At 37.2% G+C, this 22,034-nt stretch carries 18 protein-coding genes; 17 read left to right on the top strand and 1 reads right to left on the bottom strand.

Annotated features, from left to right (window positions below; genetic code table 11):
• Positions 1–263: 263 nt before the first annotated feature.
• From V7024_RS10635 to V7024_RS10590, 10 genes are all read left to right on the top strand, one after another.
• Positions 264–2,657, top strand: coding sequence for an immune inhibitor A domain-containing protein (locus V7024_RS10635; RefSeq protein ID WP_335519362.1), 2,394 nt, complete (start codon positions 264–266; stop codon positions 2,655–2,657).
• Positions 2,658–2,814: 157 nt separating this feature from the next.
• Positions 2,815–4,182, top strand: coding sequence for an aldehyde dehydrogenase (locus tag V7024_RS10630; RefSeq protein WP_335519359.1), 1,368 nt, complete (start codon positions 2,815–2,817; stop codon positions 4,180–4,182).
• Between the two features lie 265 nt (positions 4,183–4,447).
• Positions 4,448–5,431 (top strand): ABC transporter ATP-binding protein, encoded by a 984-nt coding sequence (locus tag V7024_RS10625; protein WP_335519356.1) that lies wholly within the window; start codon positions 4,448–4,450, stop codon positions 5,429–5,431.
• Entirely contained in the window at positions 5,428–6,273 is an 846-nt protein-coding gene (locus V7024_RS10620; protein WP_335519353.1) for an ABC transporter permease, read from the top strand. The genes V7024_RS10625 and V7024_RS10620 overlap by 4 nt, the downstream gene beginning before the upstream one ends.
• A 6-nt stretch (positions 6,274–6,279) precedes the next feature.
• Complete coding sequence (locus V7024_RS10615) at positions 6,280–7,080, top strand: ABC transporter permease (RefSeq protein WP_098915638.1); 801 nt, start codon at positions 6,280–6,282, stop codon at positions 7,078–7,080.
• A 53-nt stretch (positions 7,081–7,133) separates the two neighbouring features.
• Positions 7,134–8,186, top strand: a complete 1,053-nt coding sequence (locus V7024_RS10610; RefSeq protein ID WP_335519347.1) for a polyamine ABC transporter substrate-binding protein — start codon at positions 7,134–7,136, stop codon at positions 8,184–8,186.
• Positions 8,187–8,245: 59 nt separating this feature from the next.
• Positions 8,246–8,893 carry a phosphatase PAP2 family protein gene (locus V7024_RS10605; RefSeq protein ID WP_335519344.1) on the top strand — a complete coding sequence of 216 codons (648 nt, stop codon included), beginning with the start codon at positions 8,246–8,248 and terminating at the stop codon, positions 8,891–8,893.
• Between the two features lie 105 nt (positions 8,894–8,998).
• Positions 8,999–11,194, top strand: a complete 2,196-nt coding sequence (locus V7024_RS10600) for an MMPL family transporter (protein WP_335519341.1) — start codon at positions 8,999–9,001, stop codon at positions 11,192–11,194.
• Between the two features lie 110 nt (positions 11,195–11,304).
• Positions 11,305–11,715 carry a histidinol dehydrogenase gene (locus V7024_RS10595; RefSeq protein ID WP_335519338.1) on the top strand — a complete coding sequence of 137 codons (411 nt, stop codon included), beginning with the start codon at positions 11,305–11,307 and terminating at the stop codon, positions 11,713–11,715.
• Positions 11,716–11,809: 94 nt separating this feature from the next.
• Positions 11,810–12,730, top strand: a complete 921-nt coding sequence (locus tag V7024_RS10590) for an RluA family pseudouridine synthase (RefSeq protein ID WP_335519335.1) — start codon at positions 11,810–11,812, stop codon at positions 12,728–12,730.
• Between the two features lie 281 nt (positions 12,731–13,011).
• Here the strand turns inward: V7024_RS10590 and V7024_RS10585 are convergent, their stop codons facing one another.
• Complete coding sequence (locus V7024_RS10585) at positions 13,012–13,971, bottom strand: CAP domain-containing protein (protein ID WP_335519334.1); 960 nt, start codon at positions 13,969–13,971, stop codon at positions 13,012–13,014.
• Positions 13,972–14,920: 949 nt separating this feature from the next.
• Here V7024_RS10585 and V7024_RS10580 point away from each other — a divergent pair.
• The 7 genes from V7024_RS10580 to V7024_RS10550 all read left to right on the top strand — a co-directional run bounded on the left by V7024_RS10580 (position 14,921) and on the right by V7024_RS10550 (position 21,962).
• Positions 14,921–15,892 (top strand): YncE family protein, encoded by a 972-nt coding sequence (locus tag V7024_RS10580; protein WP_335519331.1) that lies wholly within the window; start codon positions 14,921–14,923, stop codon positions 15,890–15,892.
• Positions 15,889–16,560, top strand: a complete 672-nt coding sequence (locus V7024_RS10575; RefSeq protein ID WP_335519328.1) for a response regulator transcription factor — start codon at positions 15,889–15,891, stop codon at positions 16,558–16,560. Before V7024_RS10580 ends, V7024_RS10575 begins: the two co-directional genes overlap by 4 nt.
• 1 nt (position 16,561) lies before the next feature.
• Entirely contained in the window at positions 16,562–17,950 is a 1,389-nt protein-coding gene (locus V7024_RS10570) for a sensor histidine kinase (protein WP_335519325.1), read from the top strand.
• A gap of 289 nt (positions 17,951–18,239) precedes the next feature.
• Positions 18,240–18,929, top strand: coding sequence for a FadR/GntR family transcriptional regulator (locus V7024_RS10565; RefSeq protein WP_335519435.1), 690 nt, complete (start codon positions 18,240–18,242; stop codon positions 18,927–18,929).
• Between the two features lie 166 nt (positions 18,930–19,095).
• On the top strand, positions 19,096–19,812 hold the full coding sequence (locus V7024_RS10560) for a (Fe-S)-binding protein (RefSeq protein WP_020061797.1): 717 nt from the start codon (positions 19,096–19,098) through the stop codon (positions 19,810–19,812).
• Positions 19,813–19,830: 18 nt separating this feature from the next.
• Positions 19,831–21,252 (top strand): LutB/LldF family L-lactate oxidation iron-sulfur protein, encoded by a 1,422-nt coding sequence (locus V7024_RS10555; protein ID WP_335519321.1) that lies wholly within the window; start codon positions 19,831–19,833, stop codon positions 21,250–21,252.
• Positions 21,252–21,962: a LutC/YkgG family protein gene (locus V7024_RS10550; protein WP_335519318.1), complete on the top strand. Its 711-nt coding sequence runs from the start codon at positions 21,252–21,254 to the stop codon at positions 21,960–21,962. The genes V7024_RS10555 and V7024_RS10550 overlap by 1 nt, the downstream gene beginning before the upstream one ends.
• Positions 21,963–22,034 lie beyond the last annotated feature (72 nt).

The raw sequence follows: 22,034 nt of genomic DNA, 5'->3' as shown, positions 1-22,034 counted from the left end.
ACGTTAAAATAATGTAAAATTTGTATATTTTTAGAAAATTTATCAAGCAAGACTAATATCTTGCAATTACATACAGAAATTTTAATAGTTTTATCAACTTTTATCAATATTTTCTGAAAACATTACTAAATCCGAATATATATCAATCCAAAACAAAGGATTTTTTAAAAAATATTACAAATTAAGACAATATATTGTAAATTGAGTGAATCTTTTTTATTATCTAAATATTGGGACGTGTTTAATGTTGGGGAGGAATAGGGATGAAGAAAAAGAAAAAGCCTTTTAAGGTGCTGTCTACGCTCGCGGCGACAGCTGTGCTTAGCTGCACATTTGGGTTTGGCAGTCAATCTGTTTATGCGGCAACGCCGTCTAATGTAGGAGCTTTAAGTCCAATTGATAAAAATTTAATTCCGGAGGATCGTCTAGCAGACGCGTTGAAACAACGTGGTGTAATTAGTGAATCTGCATCGAAAGAAGACACATTAAAGGCTGTTGAAAAATACGTAGAGAAGAAAAAAGGCGAAAATGCTGGAAAAGAACCAGCAGCAGGGGACAGTGTCTCGAGAGAAGCTTCTGACTTTTTGAAAAAAGTGAAAGATGCAAAAGCAGATGCGAAAGAAAAAGCTGATCAACCTGCTAGTGGTCCGGTAGCTGGACAAGAGCCGGTTAAAGGGGGATTAAACGGCAAAGTACCAACAAGTTCAGCGAAGCAAAAAGGATATAATGGGGATGTTCGTAAAGATAAAGTTCTTGTATTGCTAGTAGAGTTTGCTGACTTTAAGCATAACAATATTGATCAAGTACCAGGTTATATGTATTCAAATGATTTTAATCCAGAACATTATCAAAACATGTTATTTGGTGATGAGTCGTTTACACTCTTTGATGGTTCAAAAATCCCAACATTTAAACAATATTATGAAGAGCAATCTGGTGGTAGCTATACAGTCGATGGGACAGTAACAAAGTGGCTGACAGTTCCTGGTAAAGCAGCGGATTATGGTGCAGATGCTGGCGATGGCGGTCATGATAATAAAGGACCAAAAGGACCTCGTGATTTTGTAAAAGAGGCATTAAATGCAGCTGTAGAAAGTGGTATTGATTTATCTGAATTTGACCAATACGATCAATATGACAATAATGGAGATGGAAATAAAAACGAACCAGATGGTCTTATTGATCACTTGATGGTCATTCACGCTGGAGTTGGTCAAGATGGAGGCGGTGGTAGATTAGGTGATGACGCAATTTGGTCACATCGCTGGAACCTTGGAGCACCATATCCAATTGATGGAACGAAGGCAAAGGTTGATAAATGGGGCGGTAAAATGGCAGCATACGATTATACAATTGAGCCAGAAGACGGAGCAGTTGGTGTATTCGCACATGAATTTGGTCATGATTTAGGTCTTCCAGATGAGTATGATACGAAGTATTCTGGTGCAGGTGAGCCAATTCACTCTTGGTCTGTTATGAGCGGCGGCAGCTGGGCAGGTAGAATTGCAGGTTCAACGCCACCGAGTTTCTCCCCGCAAAACAAAGAGTTCTTTCAAAAAACAATCGGTGGAAACTGGGCAAATCTTGTAGAGGCTGACTATGATAAATTAAATCGCGGTATCGGTTTTGCGACGTTCTTAGATCAAAGTGTAACGAAATCAGCTCGTCCTGGTCTGATTCGCGTTAACTTACCAGATAAAGATGTAAAAGGTATTCAACCTGCATTTGGTAAGAAATATTACTATAGTACAAAAGGTGATGATCTTCATACAACATTAGAAACGCCAGTATTTGATTTAACAAATGCAACAAATGCAAAGTTTGATTACAAATCATTGTATGAAATTGAAACAGGTTATGACTTCCTTGAAGTACATGCAGTGACAGAAGATGGTACAAAAACGTTAGTGGATCGAATTGGCGAAAAGAATGTGAAAAATGGTCTAGACACAACAGATGGTAAATGGGTAGATAAGTCATATGACTTAAGCAAATTTAAAGGTCAAAAAGTAAAACTAGTATTCGAATACATTACAGATGGTGGTTTAGCACCGAACGGCTTTACACTTGATAACGCAACATTAACTGTCGATGGAAATGTTGCATTCTCTGATGATGCAGAAGGCGAAGCAAAATTAAAATTAAACGGTTTCGTTGTATCAGACGGTTTTGATAAGAAGAAGCATAACTACTATTTAGAGTGGAGAAACTACGCTGGTGCTGATGAAGCGCTAAAATATAGCAGCGGTGTACCGTATAATACAGGTCTTGTTGTATGGTATGCAGACACTAGCTTCATAGATAACTGGGTTGGTATTCATCCAGGCGAAGGTTTCTTAGGGGTTGTTGACTCTCACCCAGGGGCAATTGTTGGAACGCTAAACGGCAAACCAACTGTTAAAAATAGTACACGATTCCAAATCGCAGACGCTGCGTTCTCCTTTAACCAAACGCCAGCATGGAAAGTTGTATCTAAAACACGCGGAACATTTGATTACAAAGGGTTACCAGGTGTAACGAAGTTTGATGATTCTAAATCGTATATGAACGATTTAATCCCAGATGCAGGACGTAAAGTACCGAAGCTTGGATTAAAATTTGAAGTAGTTGGACAAGCAGATGATAATTCTGCAGGTGCAGTTCGTTTATATCGTTAATGATGGAGAAGCTGTTGAAGGGGATTCCTTTCAACAGCTTTTTTTATAGGAACATATATTTCAAGTAATTAATAAAATTTTACATATCAGTTCATTTTTAATAAGAATAAACAAGAAATGTATTATAATATATGATGAAGTAAAGGGGGAAAGCTTTATGACGATTGTTTCTATTGTGGAACGACAAAAATCCTACTTTTATAGTGGGAAAACAAGAGGAATAGATGAAAGAAAGAAACAGTTGCGAGCGTTATATGAAAGTATTCAGCGCTATGAGTCTGAAATTTTTGAGGCGCTAAAGCTGGATTTAAATAAATCAGAGCATGAATCGTATACAACAGAGATTGGCTATACATTAAAAGAAATTTCTTTTATGATAAAAAATCTTTCGAAATGGAGTAAACCAAAGCGCGTGAAAACGGCAATGACTCATATTGGATCAAAAGGGAAAATTATTCCGGAGCCGTATGGCGTAACGTTAGTAATTGCCCCGTGGAATTATCCGTTTCAACTGGCAGTTGCGCCGTTAGTTGGAGCGATTGCGGCTGGAAATACAGTTGTCTTAAAACCTTCAGAGTTAACACCAAATGTTTCGAGCATTCTTGCAAAAATGTTAACGGAGTTATTTCCACCAGAGGTTGTCGCTGTAATAGAAGGCGACGCCCAGGTGAGCACAGCTTTGCTGAAAGAGCCGTTTGATTATATTTTCTTTACTGGTAGTGTGGGAGTTGGGAAAATTGTTATGGAGGCAGCTGCAAAACAATTAACGCCTCTTACACTTGAGCTTGGTGGCAAAAGTCCGTGCATTGTACATAAGGATGCAAAGCTTGATGTTACAGCGCGGCGAATTGTCTGGGGGAAATTTTTAAATGCGGGGCAAACGTGCGTGGCACCTGATTATGTATACGTTCATTCTTCAATTAAAGATCAATTTATAGAAGCGATGAAAAAAGCTGTGCATGAACAATACGGAGAGAAGCCATTACAAAATGAGAAATATGTTCGAATTGTGAGTGGGCGGCATTTCGAAAGATTATGTTCATTTTTAAGAGATGGTCAGGCTGTCGTAGGTGGGAATTATGATCAAGATAAACTGTTAATTGAACCAACAGTACTTACAGATGTATCATGGAATGATACTGTTATGGAAGATGAGATTTTTGGGCCCATTTTACCACTATTAGAGTATGAGAATATAGAAGATGTGATAGCAACTGTTCAGCGTCATCCGAAACCGCTTGCACTATATGTTTTCTCTGAAGCACGAGATGTGCAAAAGCAAGTAACGCAATCCATTTCCTATGGAGGCGGTTGTATTAATGATGTTGTATATCATCTAGCAACGCCGTATTTACCATTTGGCGGTGTTGGCCAAAGTGGACTGGGGAGTTATCACGGAGAGCAGAGTTTTCAAACATTTTCACATTATAAAAGCATTTTGTCTCAATCGACAGCATTTGATATGAAAATCCGCTATTCTTCTACAAAAAGTGCTTTAAAATTCATCCGAAAATTGTTAAAATAATGATGGTGTTTATCAATTGGTTCGTCCGTATGATAAAAGCCCCTTCAACACGAAGGGGTTTTTCTATTCAAGGTGTGTATCGCGCGAAATTAAACCGAACATATTACATAAAGTGAAGCTTCTATCAGTGGTGGGCATCCACCATTGGTCACGTTCAAATTACGTGATCAAACATCATTTTTGTTTAAATTGAAACAAAGTTATTGTATATAGAATACTTGGTTATTTATGAATATCAAAAATATGAGGTAGATAGGAAGAGAAGATGAAAAATATTATTAAAGTCGAAGCAGTAGAAAAACATTTTGGGGATCAAGTTATTATTCCGCCGCTTTCTTTAGACATTAAAGAAGGTGAGTTTGTAACGATTCTTGGTCCGAGTGGTTGTGGGAAAACGACGTTACTTCGTATGATTGCTGGTTTTGAAAAACCGACAAAAGGTGTAATTTCGCTTGATGATGAAACGATTAACGATTTACCCCCGTATAAACGTCATATGAACTTAGTGTTTCAGCATTATGCACTGTTTCCACATATGACTGTTGAGAAGAATATTCGCTTTGGATTGAAGATGCAAAAGGTTTCTGAAGCAGAGCAAAGAGAACGTGCTGAGGAAGCGATGCGTTTAACACAGTTAACAGAATTCCGTAATCGGAAACCATCTAAACTTTCTGGTGGGCAACAGCAGCGCGTGGCGATTGCACGTGCAATCGTGAATAATCCTCGTGTGTTGCTATTAGATGAGCCGCTAGGAGCACTAGATTTTAAGCTTCGAAAAGATTTGCAGCGTGAATTGAAAAACTTACAACGTAATCTTGGTATTACGTTCATATATGTGACGCATGATCAAGAAGAAGCGATGAGTATGAGTGATCGCATTGTGGTTATGAATAAAGGTAACATTGAACAAATTGGAACGCCAAAAGAAATTTATCATAAGCCAAAAACGTTGTTCGTTGCGACGTTTATTGGAGAAAATAATATTGTTCAAACAGGGGAAACATACGTAGCAGTACGCCCGGAAAATGTGAAAGTACGTTCCGTGGAAGATTCGTCTAATGAGGGATATCACTTTGGTCATATTGAAGATATTGAATTTGTCGGAAATATGGAGAAGTTATATATTCGCGATGAGAAAACAGGCGAGTTGTTTATGGCCTATCAAAGTGCAGAAGAAGCGATGCAGTGGAACATTGGTGACAATGTGTCTGTAGGCTGGGAAGAAGAGGATGAGGTGACCTTAAATTGAAAAAAGGGAAATTACTTGCATTACCGACAGTTGCCTGGTTGCTGATCTTCTTCTTAGTACCTCTCTTGTTTGTGTTAGCTTTTGCATTTTTACAGCGCGGGACGTATGGAACAGTTGAGATGAGCTTTACGTTAGAAAATATTAAACGTGTATTTGATTCGCTCTATATGGAGACGTTATGGGAAACAGTAAAAATTGCTGTTATTACAACGGTACTTTGTTTATTGATTGGATATCCGTTCGCCTATACGGTGACGATTGTTGATCGTAAATGGCGTTCTCTTTTACTGCTTCTTGCAACAATCCCGTTTTGGATTAACTTTTTAGTCCGTTCTTATGCTTGGATTGTTATTTTACGTTCACAAGGGCTTGTCAATACGTTATTGCTGAAATTAGGTATTATTAGTGAACCTTTAAACTTACTATACAATACACCATCTGTTATTTTAGGGATGGTATATTCACTCTTACCATTTATGATTTTGCCTGTATACGCAGCGATTGAACAACTTGATAAGAGAAAATTAGAAGCGGCATATGATTTAGGAGCAACACCGCTCAAAGCATTTTGGCATGTAACAATTCCAATGACGATGTCGGGGATTGCGACAGGGTCGATTTTAGTATTTGTGTCATCTATTGGTATGTTCGTTGTATCAGACGTAATGGGTGGTTCGAAAGTTGCATTAATCGGAAATGTAATTCAAAATCAGTTTTTAGGTGCACGCGATTGGCCGTTTGGATCAGCGTTATCTATGATTGTTGTGTTATTCTCCGTTCTGTTAATTTACTTATATTATCGGGCTACGAAAGTATATAACTATGGAAACGGAGGGGAATAAACGAAAATGAAAAAGTTTTTAGTCACTTATTCTTGGCTAATTTTATTGTTTCTTTATTTACCAATGATGGTACTTATGATGTATTCGTTTAATGACTCACGTATTAATGCGGAGTGGCAAGGTTTTACGCTTCATTGGTATACAGATTTATTTCAAAAACAGGATGTAATTGATGCACTTATAAACAGTTTGACGATTGCAGTTGTCACGACAATTGTCTCCACACTGTTAGGTGTGTTATTTGCACTTGCTTTGCATCGGTATAAATATCGTTTTGAAGGTGCAATTAATGGACTTGTATATTTACCAATTCTCATTCCAGATATTTTAATGGGATTATCACTTTTAATTTTATTTAGTCAACTTGGTATTGAACTTGGGCAATTGACAATTATTATTGCTCATATTACATTTAGTATTTCATTTGTCGTTGTCGTTTTATCAGCAAGACTTTCGGGTATGGGACGCGATTTAGAAGAAGCAGCAAATGATTTAGGCGCAACGCCGTGGCAAACGTTTCGTTATGTCACGTTACCAGGGCTAGCACCAGGTATTATTTCAGCGGCATTATTGACATTTACATTATCGATTGATGACTTTGTTATTAGTTTCTTCGTATCAGGACCAGGCTCAACAACATTGCCTCTGTATATTTACAGTATGGTGAAACGTGGTATATCGCCTGAAATTAACGCATTGTCTACCATTTTGATTGTTGTAATTGTCGGATTAATGATTGCTTCTGAAATGTTCCGTAGCAAAGGTACAGATGGAGAGGAAAATACAGGCGGCCATCTTCCGTTATAAAAAATGAACGAGTAAAAGATGAATGATTAACTTCAAACTAGGAGGGAATGCAAATGAAATGGATGAAAGTAGTTGCAAGTACAGCACTTACTTTCGGAGTTGCTGCTGGAGTGTTAGCTGGATGCGGCGAAAAGAAAGAAGAATTAAATATTTACAGCTGGGCTGATAACTTTGATGAGCAGGTCATTAAAGACTTTGAAAAGCAGTATAACGTGAAAGTGAATTATGATAAGTATGCAAGTAATGAAGAGATGCTTGCGAAATTACAAGCAGGCGGTGCAAAATATGATTTAGTTCAACCGTCTGATTATATGGTAAAGACAATGACAAAAATGGATTTGTTAGAGCCATTAGACAAAAAGAACATTCCGAATGTAGAGAATCTCGTTTCAAACTTTAAAACACCTCCGTTTGATCCAGAAAATAAGTATTCGATCGTGTATACATGGGGTGTAACGGGCATTGCTTATAATAAAAAATATGTGAAAGAAACGCCAACAAGTTGGACTGATTTATGGAATGAAAAATATAAAGGCCACGTCGCATTATTAAATGATTCTCGTGAAGTACTTGGCATGGGGCTGAAGAAAAATGGGTTTTCAAATAACTCAACAAATAATGCGGAGTTAAAAACAGCTTTTACTGATCTTCAGAAATTATTACCAAATTTATTAGCGTTTGATACAGATAATATTAAACAAAAATTTATTACAGAAGATGCATGGATCGGTACTGTATGGTCCGGGGACGCGGCATACATTGCAAAAGAGAATAAAGATGTTGGATATGTCGTTCCAAAAGAAGGCGGCACAATTTGGGCAGATACGTTAGCAATTCCAAAAGGTGCAAAACATAAAGAGCTTGCAGAGAAATTTATTAACTACTTAATGGATCCAAAAGTCAGCGTGAAAAACTATGAATCCATTGGATATAGTAATCCAAATGAAAAGGCTCGTCCTCTTCACAGTAAAGATTATCAAGACAATCATATGATTTTCTTATCAAAAGAAGAGCTAGATCGTACAGAATGGCTTGTTGACTTGGATGGAAAATTAAAAGATTACGATCGTTACTGGACTGAACTGAAGACAGGAAAAGAAAAATAATAAAAAAGCGCGATTTCTTAGCGGAAATCGCGCTTTTTTATAGTAGGAGGAATGGAATGTTGAAAAAGAAATTACATATGTATGAGATTGTATGTACCGTGCTTTTGCTTTGTGCATTTAGCATCATTGCGTGGAGAGTACATTCTGGCGGTGTAACGACAATTGATGAGTATGTGAAAGGAATGGTAACAGGACTTCAAACAGAATCATCACTTACGTTTTTTCGTTATGTTACAAAACTTGGTTCTGCAATTGGGATTGTAAGTGTGTTAGCAGTGAGTTTGTTCCTTTTTTGGAAGAAACGTTATTACGTAGCAATGGTAATATATCCTCTTGCTATTCTTAGTACACACCTTATTAATAAAGGAATTAAAGGGATTGTGAAAAGAGATCGGCCGACTATTAACGAAGCGCTAGATGCGCTCGGATATAGCTTTCCAAGTGGACATGCGATGTTATCGATTGTTACGTATGGATTTCTTGCCTATATCATCGCAGCGAACGTAAAAAGTGCAGCGGTAAAGTACTTTGTAACGATCGTAGCCATTGTACTTATTGTTTTAATTGGATTAAGCCGTATTATTTTATCTGTGCATTATCCAACTGATGTTTTAGCAGGGTATTGTATGAGCGGTGTCTTACTTATTGTCGCTATTTATTTACACCGTTTCTATTCCGCACGTTTTCAAGCAAACGAAGAGCGTTAAAAAAAGCTATCCTTTTTTGATGAAAGGATAGCTTTTTTCATGAACGAAAGAGTGGATATGATACACTAAGAGAAAGAATATGAGAAGAGGAGTAGGTGAGACTCTGTGAAAACAACTGTACATAAAGTAGATATGTGGGGAAAAATTGGCGCTTTGTTATATCGATTTCGATATACAACGATTGCGCTATTAATATTGCTAGCTGCGCTACTTGGGATATTTGCACCGAAGCTTCCTGGTGTATTAGGCGGAGATGGATTTCAAACACAGGGTGATTATCAAACGACAAAAAAGATACTCGATAAAGATTTTAAACAGTCACAAGATGCATTGTTACTCGTCTTTCAAAAAGAGAAAGGTGTATCTCAGCAAAAATTTATCGAGAGAATTGATGAGGTTGTAAAAAAAATTCAAAGAGAAGAAACGTACGAGTCTTTTCATCAACCGATCGAAAATAAAACAATGCTGAAGGAAGATATTGCTTATGCCACAATTTTATTTTCCGGGAAAACAAGCAAAGAGCGGATGGAAAAAACATTAGCCTTTGCAAAGGATATTCAAAAAGAAAGTAACGGGGAGATAAAAGTATCTCCAACTGGATATCCAGTTATTAATGATGAAATCAATACGAGAACACAAAATGATTTGAAAGTAGCAGAAATGATTGGGCTACCAATTGCATTTTTGGTGTTATTACTTTCTTTTGGCAGCTTCTTTGCATCGATTTTGCCTATTTTAAACGGAGCATTAAGTGTCATTAGTACGATGGGGATTTTATATTTTGTCGGAGAACAAAAAGAACTTTCTATTTTTGTGCTGAACGTAGCGCCGATGATTGGGCTTGCTTTATCCATCGATTTTGCTCTTTTATTTGTGAATCGTTTCCGAGAAGAGCTTGCACACCGTTCTGTTAAAGAAGCAATTATGGTTACCTATCAAACGGCGGGACGCGCCATTATTTTTTCAGGTTTATGTGTATTTGTTGGTTTGTCTGGTTTGTTCTTTTTCCAAATTGATTATATTCAATCTGTCGCCATTAGCGGGATGATTGTCGTAATCATGAGCATATTATTTTCATTAACGATGCTTCCAGCGTTGTTAGCTTTAATGGGGAAACGTATATTAGGAAAGAACCAAAATGTTCAGCGCACAGCACCAATGTGGCGTAAATTTGCACAGTTTGTAATGAAATATCCAATTGTAATGACGATTGCAGTATTTACATTTATTATTATTTGTTTATTGCCGCTTCGTGATGCAAATTTACAGTTCCCTGGTGTAGAAGCATTACCTGAGAAAAGTGAGGCACGCACTGCCTTTGAACATTATGAAGATGCATTTAATAAAACGGTAAAAACCCATGCAGATGTGATGCTTGTCGCTCTGACAAAAGGAAATGTAACAGAAAAAGAAAATTTACAAACATTGCAAAAGGTTGTGCAGAAACTAAAGAATGATAAAGATGTATATGAAGTGAAAAGTTTATATGAACAACTTGGAAATATGACTGCAGAACAGTTAACAGCAACGTTGCAATCACCAAATCGTGCACAAATAGAACCGGCATTAGAGGCGTATGTGAAAGGGAATAAGACAACGATTGGAATTGTTTTAGATACAAAACCAAGAACAGAAAAAGCAAAGCAATGGGTCCGAGAGTTTAAAACAAACTATAAAACGGAAGATATAACATATTATTTAGGCGGAATGACAACTTTCCAACAAGAATTAGAAGATGAAATTAAAGATAAAGTTGTTGTTGGTATGTCTGTTATTTTTGCGTCAACGTTTTTGATTTTATTACTAGCGTTTCGTTCGCTGCTAATTCCAATTAAAGCAATTGTGATGAATGTGCTTAGTTTAAGTGCAACCATAGGCATTGTCATTTGGCTTTTTGAAGGTGGGCATTTTGGGTTAGAACAAAGCTCAGTATTATTTGTATTGCCGATTTTTATTTTTGGGTTAGTATTTGGGTTAAGTATGGATTATGAAGTATTTCTTATTTCACGTATTCATGAATTATACGGAGAGACGAGAGATAACGACTATGCAACGTTAGAAGGATTAGTGTCAACAAGCCGGATTATTACGTCAGCTGCGTTAATTATGATTGTTGTTACTGGTGCATTTGCTTTTACTGATATTTTGCCAGTGAAACAGATGGGACTTGGCGTTGCGCTAGCCATATTCCTTGATGCAACTATTATTCGATTAATCCTTGTACCAAGTTTAATGAAAATGTTTGGTGAGTGGAACTGGTGGCTTCCATTCAACAAAAGGAAACAGAAAAACACGCATTAATAAGGTGTAGCTCTCATCTAGTAGGTGAGAGCTACTTGTATGAATAGCTTGCCCCCCTTTTAGCGAATAGTATGAGATAAGGAGATTACATATAAGAGTGGGGGAAGGCAATGTTTCGTTATTTTAAATTTAAATTGAATGATACTGTACAATTTGCAGAAAATGATGGGCATATGTACCGCATTGTCGGCTATCGGTTAGAAAGAGGTTTTTATTCAAAAGAGACACATATTATTTATGAATTACTGCGCGAGTTCGATGGATATACACTTGATGCAGAAGAAGGTGAGCTTATGAAAGTGATTCAAGTAGAAGAGGAGTATTATAAAATTCGTGATATGGGAGAATACCGCTATCCTGTTAAACTAAAAACACCTCTGAAAAAAAATAATCATAAAGCAATAGACCAATTATTAGATGCTTACAATGACTACAAGCGGTTAGCTGAATTTTTTCAAGATTTATCATATGAAAGAAAAGCGGAAGAAATGTTGATGGAAATGAAAAGGCTTCGTGCGTAAAGGGAGAGGCAGTTCAATTACGAACTGTCTCTCATTATGCATGAGAAGCGATTTTCCGTTACAATAGGGAGATGAATAGAAATAAGGTGATGATATGAAAGTGAAGAAAATGGGAGAATGGTGTGAAATTACGGTTCCTTCTGAATGGGCGGGACGAACGATAGATTCTATTTTGAAAGAAGAATGGCAAGTTCCGAAAAAATTATTACACAAATATCGTATGGAAAAAAGTATTCTTGTGAATGGAGAAGGAAAACGGTGGAGTGAACAACTTCAAAAAGAAGATAAATTGCAAGTTCATATGTTTATGCAAGAAGAGTATGATGTAGAACCGGAGTTTTATGATATAGAAGTTATATATGAAGACGATCATGTATTAATTGTTAATAAACCCATTCAAGTAGACACACATCCTGCAAATAAAGGCGGAACAGGTACATTAGCAAACTATGTAGCCTTTCATTTACAAATGCAAGGAATTGAAACAAAGGTGCGTCATATTCACCGATTAGATAAGGACACGACAGGTGGAGTCGTCTTTGCGAAACACGCTTTAGCGGGTGTGATTATGGATCGATTATTAACAGAGCGTAAAATTAAGAGGACATATATGGCACTTGTTGAAGGGAAAGTACAAAAGAAGCGAGGGACAATAGATGCTCCAATTGGACGAGATCGTCATCATGCATCAAGGCGTCGTGTTTCTCCAAAAGGTGACCGTGCTGTAACACATTACGAGGTCGTGCAATATTCGAAAGAAAATAACATAACACTTGTTAAAGTTCAATTAGAAACGGGAAGAACGCATCAAATACGCGTTCATATGAGTTATCTTGGTCATCCGCTTATTGGCGATGTATTATATGGCGGTAAGACGAGGCTGCTGTCTCGTCAAGCATTGCATGCTGCTCATATTACAATGTTACATCCAATTACAAAACAGCAAATGGAAGCAGATATCTCTCTTCCTCACGATTTTTCTCGTGTTTTACATTCTTGTATGAATACAAAATAAATAGAGCCTTCTTAGAAGGCTCTATTTATTTGGTTGCTTAATGCACTAGAAAGCAAAGAAGTTAGATTCGTTTAACAACATAAATCGTCGCTAAGCAGAACAAAACATAACCGCTACTTGCTTTCTCCTTTTGTCTTAAACCTTGCATGTGGCAGGAAAAGGCCCTGACCGCTACTATGCATGGCCAGATGCTCTTGCCCATTTAAAAAAGTTTTTTATGTTGGTTTTTCATTATGTATTTATAAAAATAATCAATGGGGAGAACCCCATTGATTAAAGTCTTACTTCGACATAAATTCTTGTGTCCAGTAGTTTCCGTTTTCTACGTAACCAACACCGATATGTGTGTATCCGTTATTTAAAATATTTGCACGGTGACCTGCACTATTCATCCAAGCTTGTACAACTTCTTCAGGAGTACGTTGTCCTTGTGCAATGTTTTCACCAGCAGATTTATATGAAATGCCAAACTGTTTCATCATATCAAACGGAGAACCGTATGTTGGGCTAGTGTGATCGAAGTAATGATTTTTTTGCATATCTTCTGATTTAATACGAGCTACTTTACTTAACTGAGCGTCTACTTTTAATGCCGGTAAACCTTGTTTAGCACGTTCAGCATTTGTTAAATCAACAACTTTTTGTTCAAATGCGCTTAATGAACCTTTTGACTCTTCAGCAGGCTTATCAGCTGGCTTAGTTGTTTGATTATTGTCGGCAGGTTTATTAGCCGGTTTGTCAGCTGGCTTAGTTGCTTGATTGTTGTCGGCAGGTTTATTAGCCGGTTTGTCAGCTGGCTTAGTTGCTTGGTTGTTATCAGCCGGTTTGTCAGCTGGCTTAGTTGCTTGGTTGTTGTCAGCAGGTTTCTCTTCTGGCTTAGCTGCTGAGTTGTTATCAGCTGGTTTTTCTTCCGGCTTAGTTGTTTCATTGTTGTTAACTGGGTTTGTAATTACAATATTCCCCCAAGGAGTTGTAATTGTTGTGTATGTCGGTTGGCCAGGAATAACGCAGTTTCCTGGTTGGAAAGCACCTACATTCCATTTTGCATATGAATTAAAAAGAGATGTGAAGAAAGATTGAAAGTCTTGTTGATTCATATATTGCATAAATAATGGAGAATACGAAATATTTTGAACTTTTGGTGTTGATGGTTGCATTGTTTCTGCTTTCGCAGTATGTGTTGTTACTCCAAGAGTAAGAGCAGTTGCTGCTACTACAGATAGTAAAGCACGTTTTTTCATTATAGTTGTCCCCCATGTAAATATAGATTTATGATCAAACAGATTTGTTTTTGCCTGCCTGTTTGATTGACACAATCATCGTAGCACAGATTTTGTCGAAAAAATGTTGGAAAAAAATTCATAGGTTACAAGATTGCCTTTTTTATCCTAACTAGTCAAAGGGAACAAAATAAGGAAATATTAGATGTCATAAGGGATAGTTAATATTTTAATAGAGGAAGAGTAACAGCAATAATTTACTATATTTTCTATATTGAAAGGAGGGAAATAGGATAACACTAACGTTTATAGGAGAAAACAGAGGAATATTATGGATTGTTTTTAACGCAATTGTAATCTTTTTGTCGTTCTTTTTTATTATACAGTAACATATTTTTAATGTTGTAGACTATAAAAAAGACGGGCGTACCTTTAATCGAGAAAGGTACGTCCGTTTTTCATGTTGAGAGGACTGGGATTTTGTCAGCCACCTGTAGTGCGCTTTTTGTGTCGAATATCGTCGAAGTGTCTTTATATTGTGTCGAAGCGCCGATATATTCCCCAAAACGGTCGATATATCAGTGGAAATATAAGAGGAAGCTGCTATGCTAAGCGAAACGAAATATGATTTGCGCTCACCCCCTAAAAAAGGGTTTTCTATTTCTAATTTTCAATATACATTTATATATTATATGTATATATCCATTTGAATTTTCGATATAGAAATCACTGCTATGTAGAATACAACATGACCTGTACTCGCTTTCTCCTTTTGTTTAAAACCTTGCATGTGGCAGAAAAAGGCCCTGACCGCTACTATGGCATGGCCAGAAGCTCTCGCCCACCTAAAAAAGCGGGTTTTTAATTTCTATTCATATATTATATAGTAAGAAAAAAGATTTCACACTTTCCTCACAATTATTTGCTATTTTACAAGTATAACGAAACTGTCCATAATGGAGGTAATCTTTTGAAAAGGTGGCTTATTTCACTTTGTATCGTACTATTACTTACAGGGTGTAAGGGAGGGGCATATCAATCTATTGATCCGAAAAAACCTCTTCTTATAACGACAAATATAAAAGAAGGAAGTATCAGTTTTATTGATACGGATACGAAAAAAACAATTACAACGTGGCATTTAAATGAAACAATTACGGGGACAACGTTGTTACCAGATAAGAATCGTTTACTTGTATATGGAAAACAGCTTGAGTATATATATGTATATTCTTTGAAAGATGGAAAGCAACTTGAAAAATGGAATACAGGAAAAGGCATAGCCAATATCTTATTATCTGAAAGTGGAAAAGAGTTATTTGCGGCGGATCAAAATCAGCAAAAAATTCGTGTGTTTACAACCGATGGAAAAGAAACAGAGAGCATTTCGGTTGGAAAGGGTCCGCTGACGATGGTTCAACAGCATGATATGTTATATGTTCTTAATTTTTATGATACGAAATTGTCTAGTATTGATGTGAAACAAAAGAAGGTTGTGAACTCTTTTATGATTCCACCAGCTTCAACAGGTGCTTTTCTTAGCGGAGATGGAAAGGACATATTTATTGGCGGGCATGGTGACGGGAAACAAGTAAATGAAAAAGTGCTCGAGTATTCTGTACAAGATGGGCAGATGTTACAATCGTTACATGCACCATTTATGCCGGTCAGTCTGTCTACAGATCAGCGATTTATTTATGTACTTAGTCACGGGTCGAACACGCTGAGAAAATTTGATGGAAAAACATATAAAGAAGTAGGATCGCTAGAAGTAGGCTCGAATCCATTTGCATTTTGGCAAATTGGTAGTGAAGGGTATGTTGCAAGCTACGATAGCGATGAAGTGTATGTTTTAGATTTAAATGAAATGAAAATAAAACAGACAATTTCCGTTGGGAAAGGGCCATTTCAATTTACGCAAAGAGTAGGGGAGAAGAAATGAGTAAGTATAAAGTACTACTTGTTGATGATGAAAGTGATATGAGACAGCTTGTCGGTATGTATTTGGACAACTTCGGTTATGAGTGGAAAGAAGCTGAAAATGGAAAACAGGCGCTGCACATGCTTGAAATAGACAACTTTGATTTTGTTATTTTGGATATCATGATGCCAGAAATGGATGGGATTACTGTTTGTAAAGAAATTCGAAAAACATCCGATATTCCGATTATCTTTTTGACAGCAAAAGGAGAGGAATGGAATCGCGTAAACGGATTGCGTACAGGGGCTGATGATTATATTGTTAAACCATTTAGTCCAGGAGAATTGATTGCACGTATGGAAGCAGTGTTAAGGAGATATACGAAATATGAAGAACAAGAGGAAATAGAATTTGGACCAGTTGTTATTAATGAGAAAAGTCGCCGCGTTGAAATAGATGGGGAAGGTATTTCATTAACTGTGAAAGAATTTGATTTACTTTATTTTCTTTGTCAACATAACGGCCAAGTATTTAGCCGGGAGCAGTTGCTTGAAAAAGTTTGGGGATATGATTACGCCGGTAGCACTCGAACAGTTGATACGCATGTGAAAACAATGCGCTTAAAGCTTGGGGAACGTGGAAATTGTATTCAAACTGTTTGGGGCGTAGGCTATAAATTTGAGGTGTAAAATGTTTACGATGGTACAAAAGTTATGGCTTACCATTGCGTGCGCGGTTTGTATAACAGTTTCGTTTTTATATTTTGTTTCATTATATTCGTATGAAAAATTATATGTTCAAAATATTGAAGATACATTAAAAGCAGAGGGAAACCGCCTTGTTGCGCAATATAAAGCAGATGAACCTATAGATGTATTTGAGGAAAGAGTAAAATCATTCGATAAAATTGCGAGTGCTGATGTATTGTTTGTGAATAATCCACGCGATTTAAGTGCATGTCTTCCATTTGATGTTCATTACAATTCAATTATTAGCGAGGATGACCGGCAATCATTGTTAGAAGGAAAGACGATTACAAAGATGGGATATGAAGAGCATTTTCAGCGTAACATTATGGGTGTTGTTATTCCTGTACTAGACAATAAAAAATTGGTCGGTATTGTATATTCTTATATTCCTTTAAAGAGCATTAAAGATTTAATTTATGAAATGGGACTCATTTTAGCTCCTCTAGCTCTTGTCATGATTGTGTTAACTGTATGGATTGGCCGAAAGATTGTCATTGCCATTACAAAGCCTCTTTCACAAATGGAGCGGGTTGCGAATCATATGGCAAAAGGAGATTTTTCGCAGCGAATTACAATTTCATCAGAAGATGAAATCGGTCGGCTTGGTAAAGCATTTAATAAGATGGCAAGTTCACTAGAAGAAGAGGATGTGCAGCGAAAAGAATTTTTAGCAAATGTGTCACATGAACTGCGAACGCCCCTTAGTTATATTAAAGGATATAGCGAAGCCATTATTGACGGCGTAGCAAAAGGAGAGCAACAGTTAAAATTTACCGGGCTTGTTCATAAAGAAGCAGGACGCATGCAACGTCTTGTTCATGATTTATTGGATTTAGCGCAGCTTGAAGGAGAACGTTTCCCTCTTAAAAAGCAGCCTATTGTATTTGCACAGTTAATTGAAGATGTACTAGAGACATATGAATTACAAGTGACAGAAAAACAAATTACATTGCAGACAACTCTTGATCCAGATGTCATTGTCAACATTGATGAAGATAGGATGCAACAAGTGCTTCATAATATCATAGATAATGCGATTCGCTACACAGGTGAGAATGGGACGATACATGTCCAATTAGAACAACAAGCAGGGCAATGTAAATTGCAAATGAAAGATACCGGGATTGGCATTGGCGCTGAACATCTCGAAAAGTTAGGAGAACGTTTTTACCGAGTGGATAAAGCGAGAAGTCGTCACAACGGTGGAACGGGGCTAGGACTTGCGATTGTAAAACAAATTGTGCACATTCACGATGGAACGTGGCAAATTGAAAGTGAAGAAGGAAAAGGAACGACGATTTTGATTTATCTACCGGTTATTTCTTCATAATCATAATGAAGAGATATGGCTTTCCTTCCTTGAAGTAGTGAGATAACTTTTTTTGTCTATTTTATGAACAAAATGTTTGTACTTCTGTGCGTTTAGTTCTAAAATAGATAGGGATGCTATTTTCTGTATAAAGTGAAACTTTAGTTATCTCTTGCCTATCTTTTTTTATTTCTCAGAATCTTGAGGTGAGAGCTTTACTGCCCGTTAGCGCGGGATAAATTGTTGTCATTGTTGTTTGGATGATACTGGGGTGATACAACTGGAATACAAATCTATTAAACCAAAAAAAATTTACGAAGAAGTATCGGAAGCCATTTTAGGAATGATTAAAAATGGTACATTAAAGCCTGGTGACAAACTTCTTCCTGTTCATCAATTGGCAGAGCAGTTCCAAGTTGGCAGATCTGCTGTGCGCGAAGCGTTAAGCGCATTGCGAGCAATGGGCTTAATTGAGATGAAACAAGGTGAAGGTACGTATGTGAAGAATTTTAATGCCTCTGCTTTAACATCGTCATTAAATACAACGTTGCTAATGAAACAAGAAGATATTGTGAATTTATTGGAAGTGCGAAAAGTGCTTGAAGTAGGAGCAGTTGGTGCAGCAGCAGTAAAACGCACAGAAGAAAACTTACACAATATGCAGCGTTGGTTAGATGAGATGCAAAAAGGGGTCGGAGATGAACGAGCTGGTGAAAAAGCAGATTTTCATTTCCATATGGCAATTGCAGAAGCTTCACATAACAATATTTTGTTAGAGTTAATGAACCATGTCTCTGAAATGATTGCTGAAACAATCGGTGAAACAAGACGAATTATTTTATATGGTGAACAAACAACAGCAGAACGACTTCTAGAAGAGCATCGAAAAATTTATGAAGCAGTGTTAGAGAATGATGTTGCAGCAGCGCAGCAAGCGATGCAAGATCACCTAACGAAAGTAGAATGTATGGTCACAGGCATTGAAGAAACAAATTCGTAATTTTATGCTTTTAAAACTTTATGTATTTGATAAAATAGAGAAAGCATAAGAAAGCGTTTTCTAAAGGAAGAATAGGAGCAGTTCATGTCTCACTTCTTTCTTTTTTAACAAGTCATCTGATGACCATATGAATGTTGGCTGAGTTGAAATGAGGGGGAACTATAATATGAAAGTTACATTGTTTGTTACATGCTTAGTCGATATGTTTGAAACAAATGTCGGCAAAGCGACGGTTGAAATTTTAGAGCGATTAGGTTGTGAAATTGAATTTCCGGAAGCGCAAGTTTGTTGTGGGCAGCCTGCTTACAATAGCGGCCATGTAGAAGCGGCAAAAGAAGCAATGAAGCATATGATTAGCACATTTGAAAATGCTGAGTATATCGTTACACCTTCTGGTTCTTGTGCGACAATGTTTCACGAGTATCCACATGTATTTAAAGATGATCCAGAATGGGCACCGCGTGCGCAAAAAGTAGCTGAAAAAACATATGAATTGACACAATTTATTGTTGATGTGTTAAAAGTTACTGATGTTGGTGCTCGTTTGGATGGTGTAGCAACGGTCCATAAATCTTGTCACATGACGCGTATACTAGGAGTAAAAGAAGCTCCAGGTATTTTATTATCAAATGTGAAGGGCTTAGAAGTGAGAGAACTGCCAAATGTACAAAATTGTTGCGGTTTTGGAGGAACGTTCTCAGTAAAAATGACGCCAATTTCTGAACAGATGGTAGATGAAAAAGTTGATAGTGTCATGGAAACAGGTGCTGATTATTTAATTGGAGCAGATTGTGGGTGTTTGTTAAACATTGGCGGACGTATCGAGCGCTTAGGAAAAAATGTGAAAGTAATGCATATTGCTGAAGTATTGAATAGCCGCTGATGAAGGGGGAAGTAAGCTATGTCTATGAAAACAAGTGATAAAAAATTTAATGATCGTGTTGGTGAAAATCTTCAAGATTCGTTTATGCGCGGGGCAGTATCATCTGCACAAACACGTTTATACACAAAACGTTTAGAAGCAGCTGAAGAGTTAGGTAACTGGGAAGAGTGGCGTGAGCTTGGTGAACAAATTCGTCAGCATACGCTAGAAAACTTAGATTATTATTTAATGCAACTAAGCGAAAATGTATCAAAACGAGGCGGCCATGTTTTCTTTGCGAAAACGAAAGAAGAGGCAGCTGAGTATATTAAACAAGTAGCTGAAAAGAAACAAGCGAAAAAAGTTGTGAAATCAAAATCAATGGTAACAGAAGAGATTGGTATGAACCATGCCCTTCAAGAAATCGGTTGTGAAGTCGTTGAGAGTGACTTAGGAGAGTATATTTTACAAGTAGACAATGATCCGCCATCTCATATTGTTGCACCAGCACTACATAAAAATAGAACGCAAATTCGTGATGTGTTTAAAGAAAAATTAGGATATGAAAAATCCGATGATCCATATGAGATGACGAAGTTTGTTCGTAAAATTCTTCGTGAAAAATTTATGGATGCAGAAATCGGAGTAACAGGATGTAACTTTGCGGTTGCTAACACAGGTTCTCTTTGTTTAGTAACAAATGAAGGGAATGCAGACCTTGTTATGTCTATTCCGAAAACACAAATTGCGGTAATGGGTATGGAACGTATGGTTCCAACGATGGAAGAGCTTGATGTTCTTGTCGGTTTACTTTGTCGTAGTGCTGTTGGTCAAAAATTAACAAGTTATGTAACCATAGCGGGACCAATTCAAGAAGACGAAATAGATGGACCAGAAGAGTTCCATTTAGTTGTTGTAGATAATGGCCGCTCTGAAATTTTAGGTTCTGAGTTCCGTCAAGTACTGCAATGTATTCGCTGTGCGGCATGTATCAATGTATGCCCGGTGTATCGTCATGTTGGTGGTCACTCTTACGGATCTATTTATCCTGGACCAATTGGTGCGGTATTAACACCGCTTTTAGGTGGCTATGATGATTATAAAGAACTTCCATATGCATCTAGTTTATGCGGAGCATGTACAGAAGCTTGTCCAGTAAAAATTCCATTGCATGACTTGTTATTAAAACATCGCCAAGTAATTGTGGAAAAAGAAGGACGTGTACCGCTTGCAGAAAAACTTGCGATGAAGATGTTTAGTATGGGCGCTTCTTCTGCGGCTTTATACAAAATGGGATCGAAAATGGCGCCAGCTGCAATGAGCCCATTCACATCCGGAAACCGCGTTTCTAAAGGTGTGGGACCGCTGAAAAATTGGACGGAAATTCGCGAATTCCCAGCGCCAAGCAAAGAAAGATTCCGCGATTGGTATAAAGAGCATAAGAAAGGCGGGAATAACTAATGGCAGGAACGATTCAAAACCGCGATTCATTTTTAGAAAATATCGCAAAACAGCTTGGACGTGAACGCAAAACAGAAGGGGTACAGCGCCCTGAATGGAAAAACAATATTAATGTAGAAACGTTAAATGATTACTCACAAGAGGAATTATTAGAAGTATTTAAAAAGCAATGTAACAACATTCATACAACTGTTATTGAAACAAATCGAGCTGAATTAAGTGCTGCAATTAAGAACGTTATCACGGAAAACGGCGGCGGACCAATTATGTTATCTCAAGATGAGCGTTTTGAAGAGTATGGACTTGGGCAATTGTTTGAAGCGGAACTTCCAGGTGAAAACGTAGAAGTAAATACTTGGGATCCAGCGAAGAAAGAAGAAAACATGAAGTTAGCGGAAAAAGCAAATATCGGAATTTCGTTTAGTGATTATACATTAGCGGAATCAGGTACAATTGTTGTGCAAAGTCATAAAGGAAGAGGACGTTCACTACACTTTTTACCGACTGTTTATGTAGCGATTATTCCACGTGAAACAATCGTGCCCCGTATTACACAAGCGGTACGTGATTTAAATACACGTGTGGAAAATGGAGAAGCACCAGCTTCTTGTATTAATTTTATTACAGGGCCAAGTAACTCTGCTGACATTGAAATGAACTTAGTTGTTGGTGTACACGGACCATTAAAAGCATTTTATTTTGTTGTATAAATGGAAAAACAGGCCTAATAAGGGCCTGTTTTTTTATGGAGAAAGATACATTTTTGAAAATACAATATGTTA

Origin of the sequence: Bacillus sp. JJ864 (genome assembly GCF_036963045.1) — a bacterium.
Classification (GTDB): domain Bacteria; phylum Bacillota; class Bacilli; order Bacillales; family Bacillaceae_G; genus Bacillus_A; species Bacillus_A pseudomycoides_C.
This window is presented reverse-complemented; position numbering and strand designations above follow the sequence as displayed.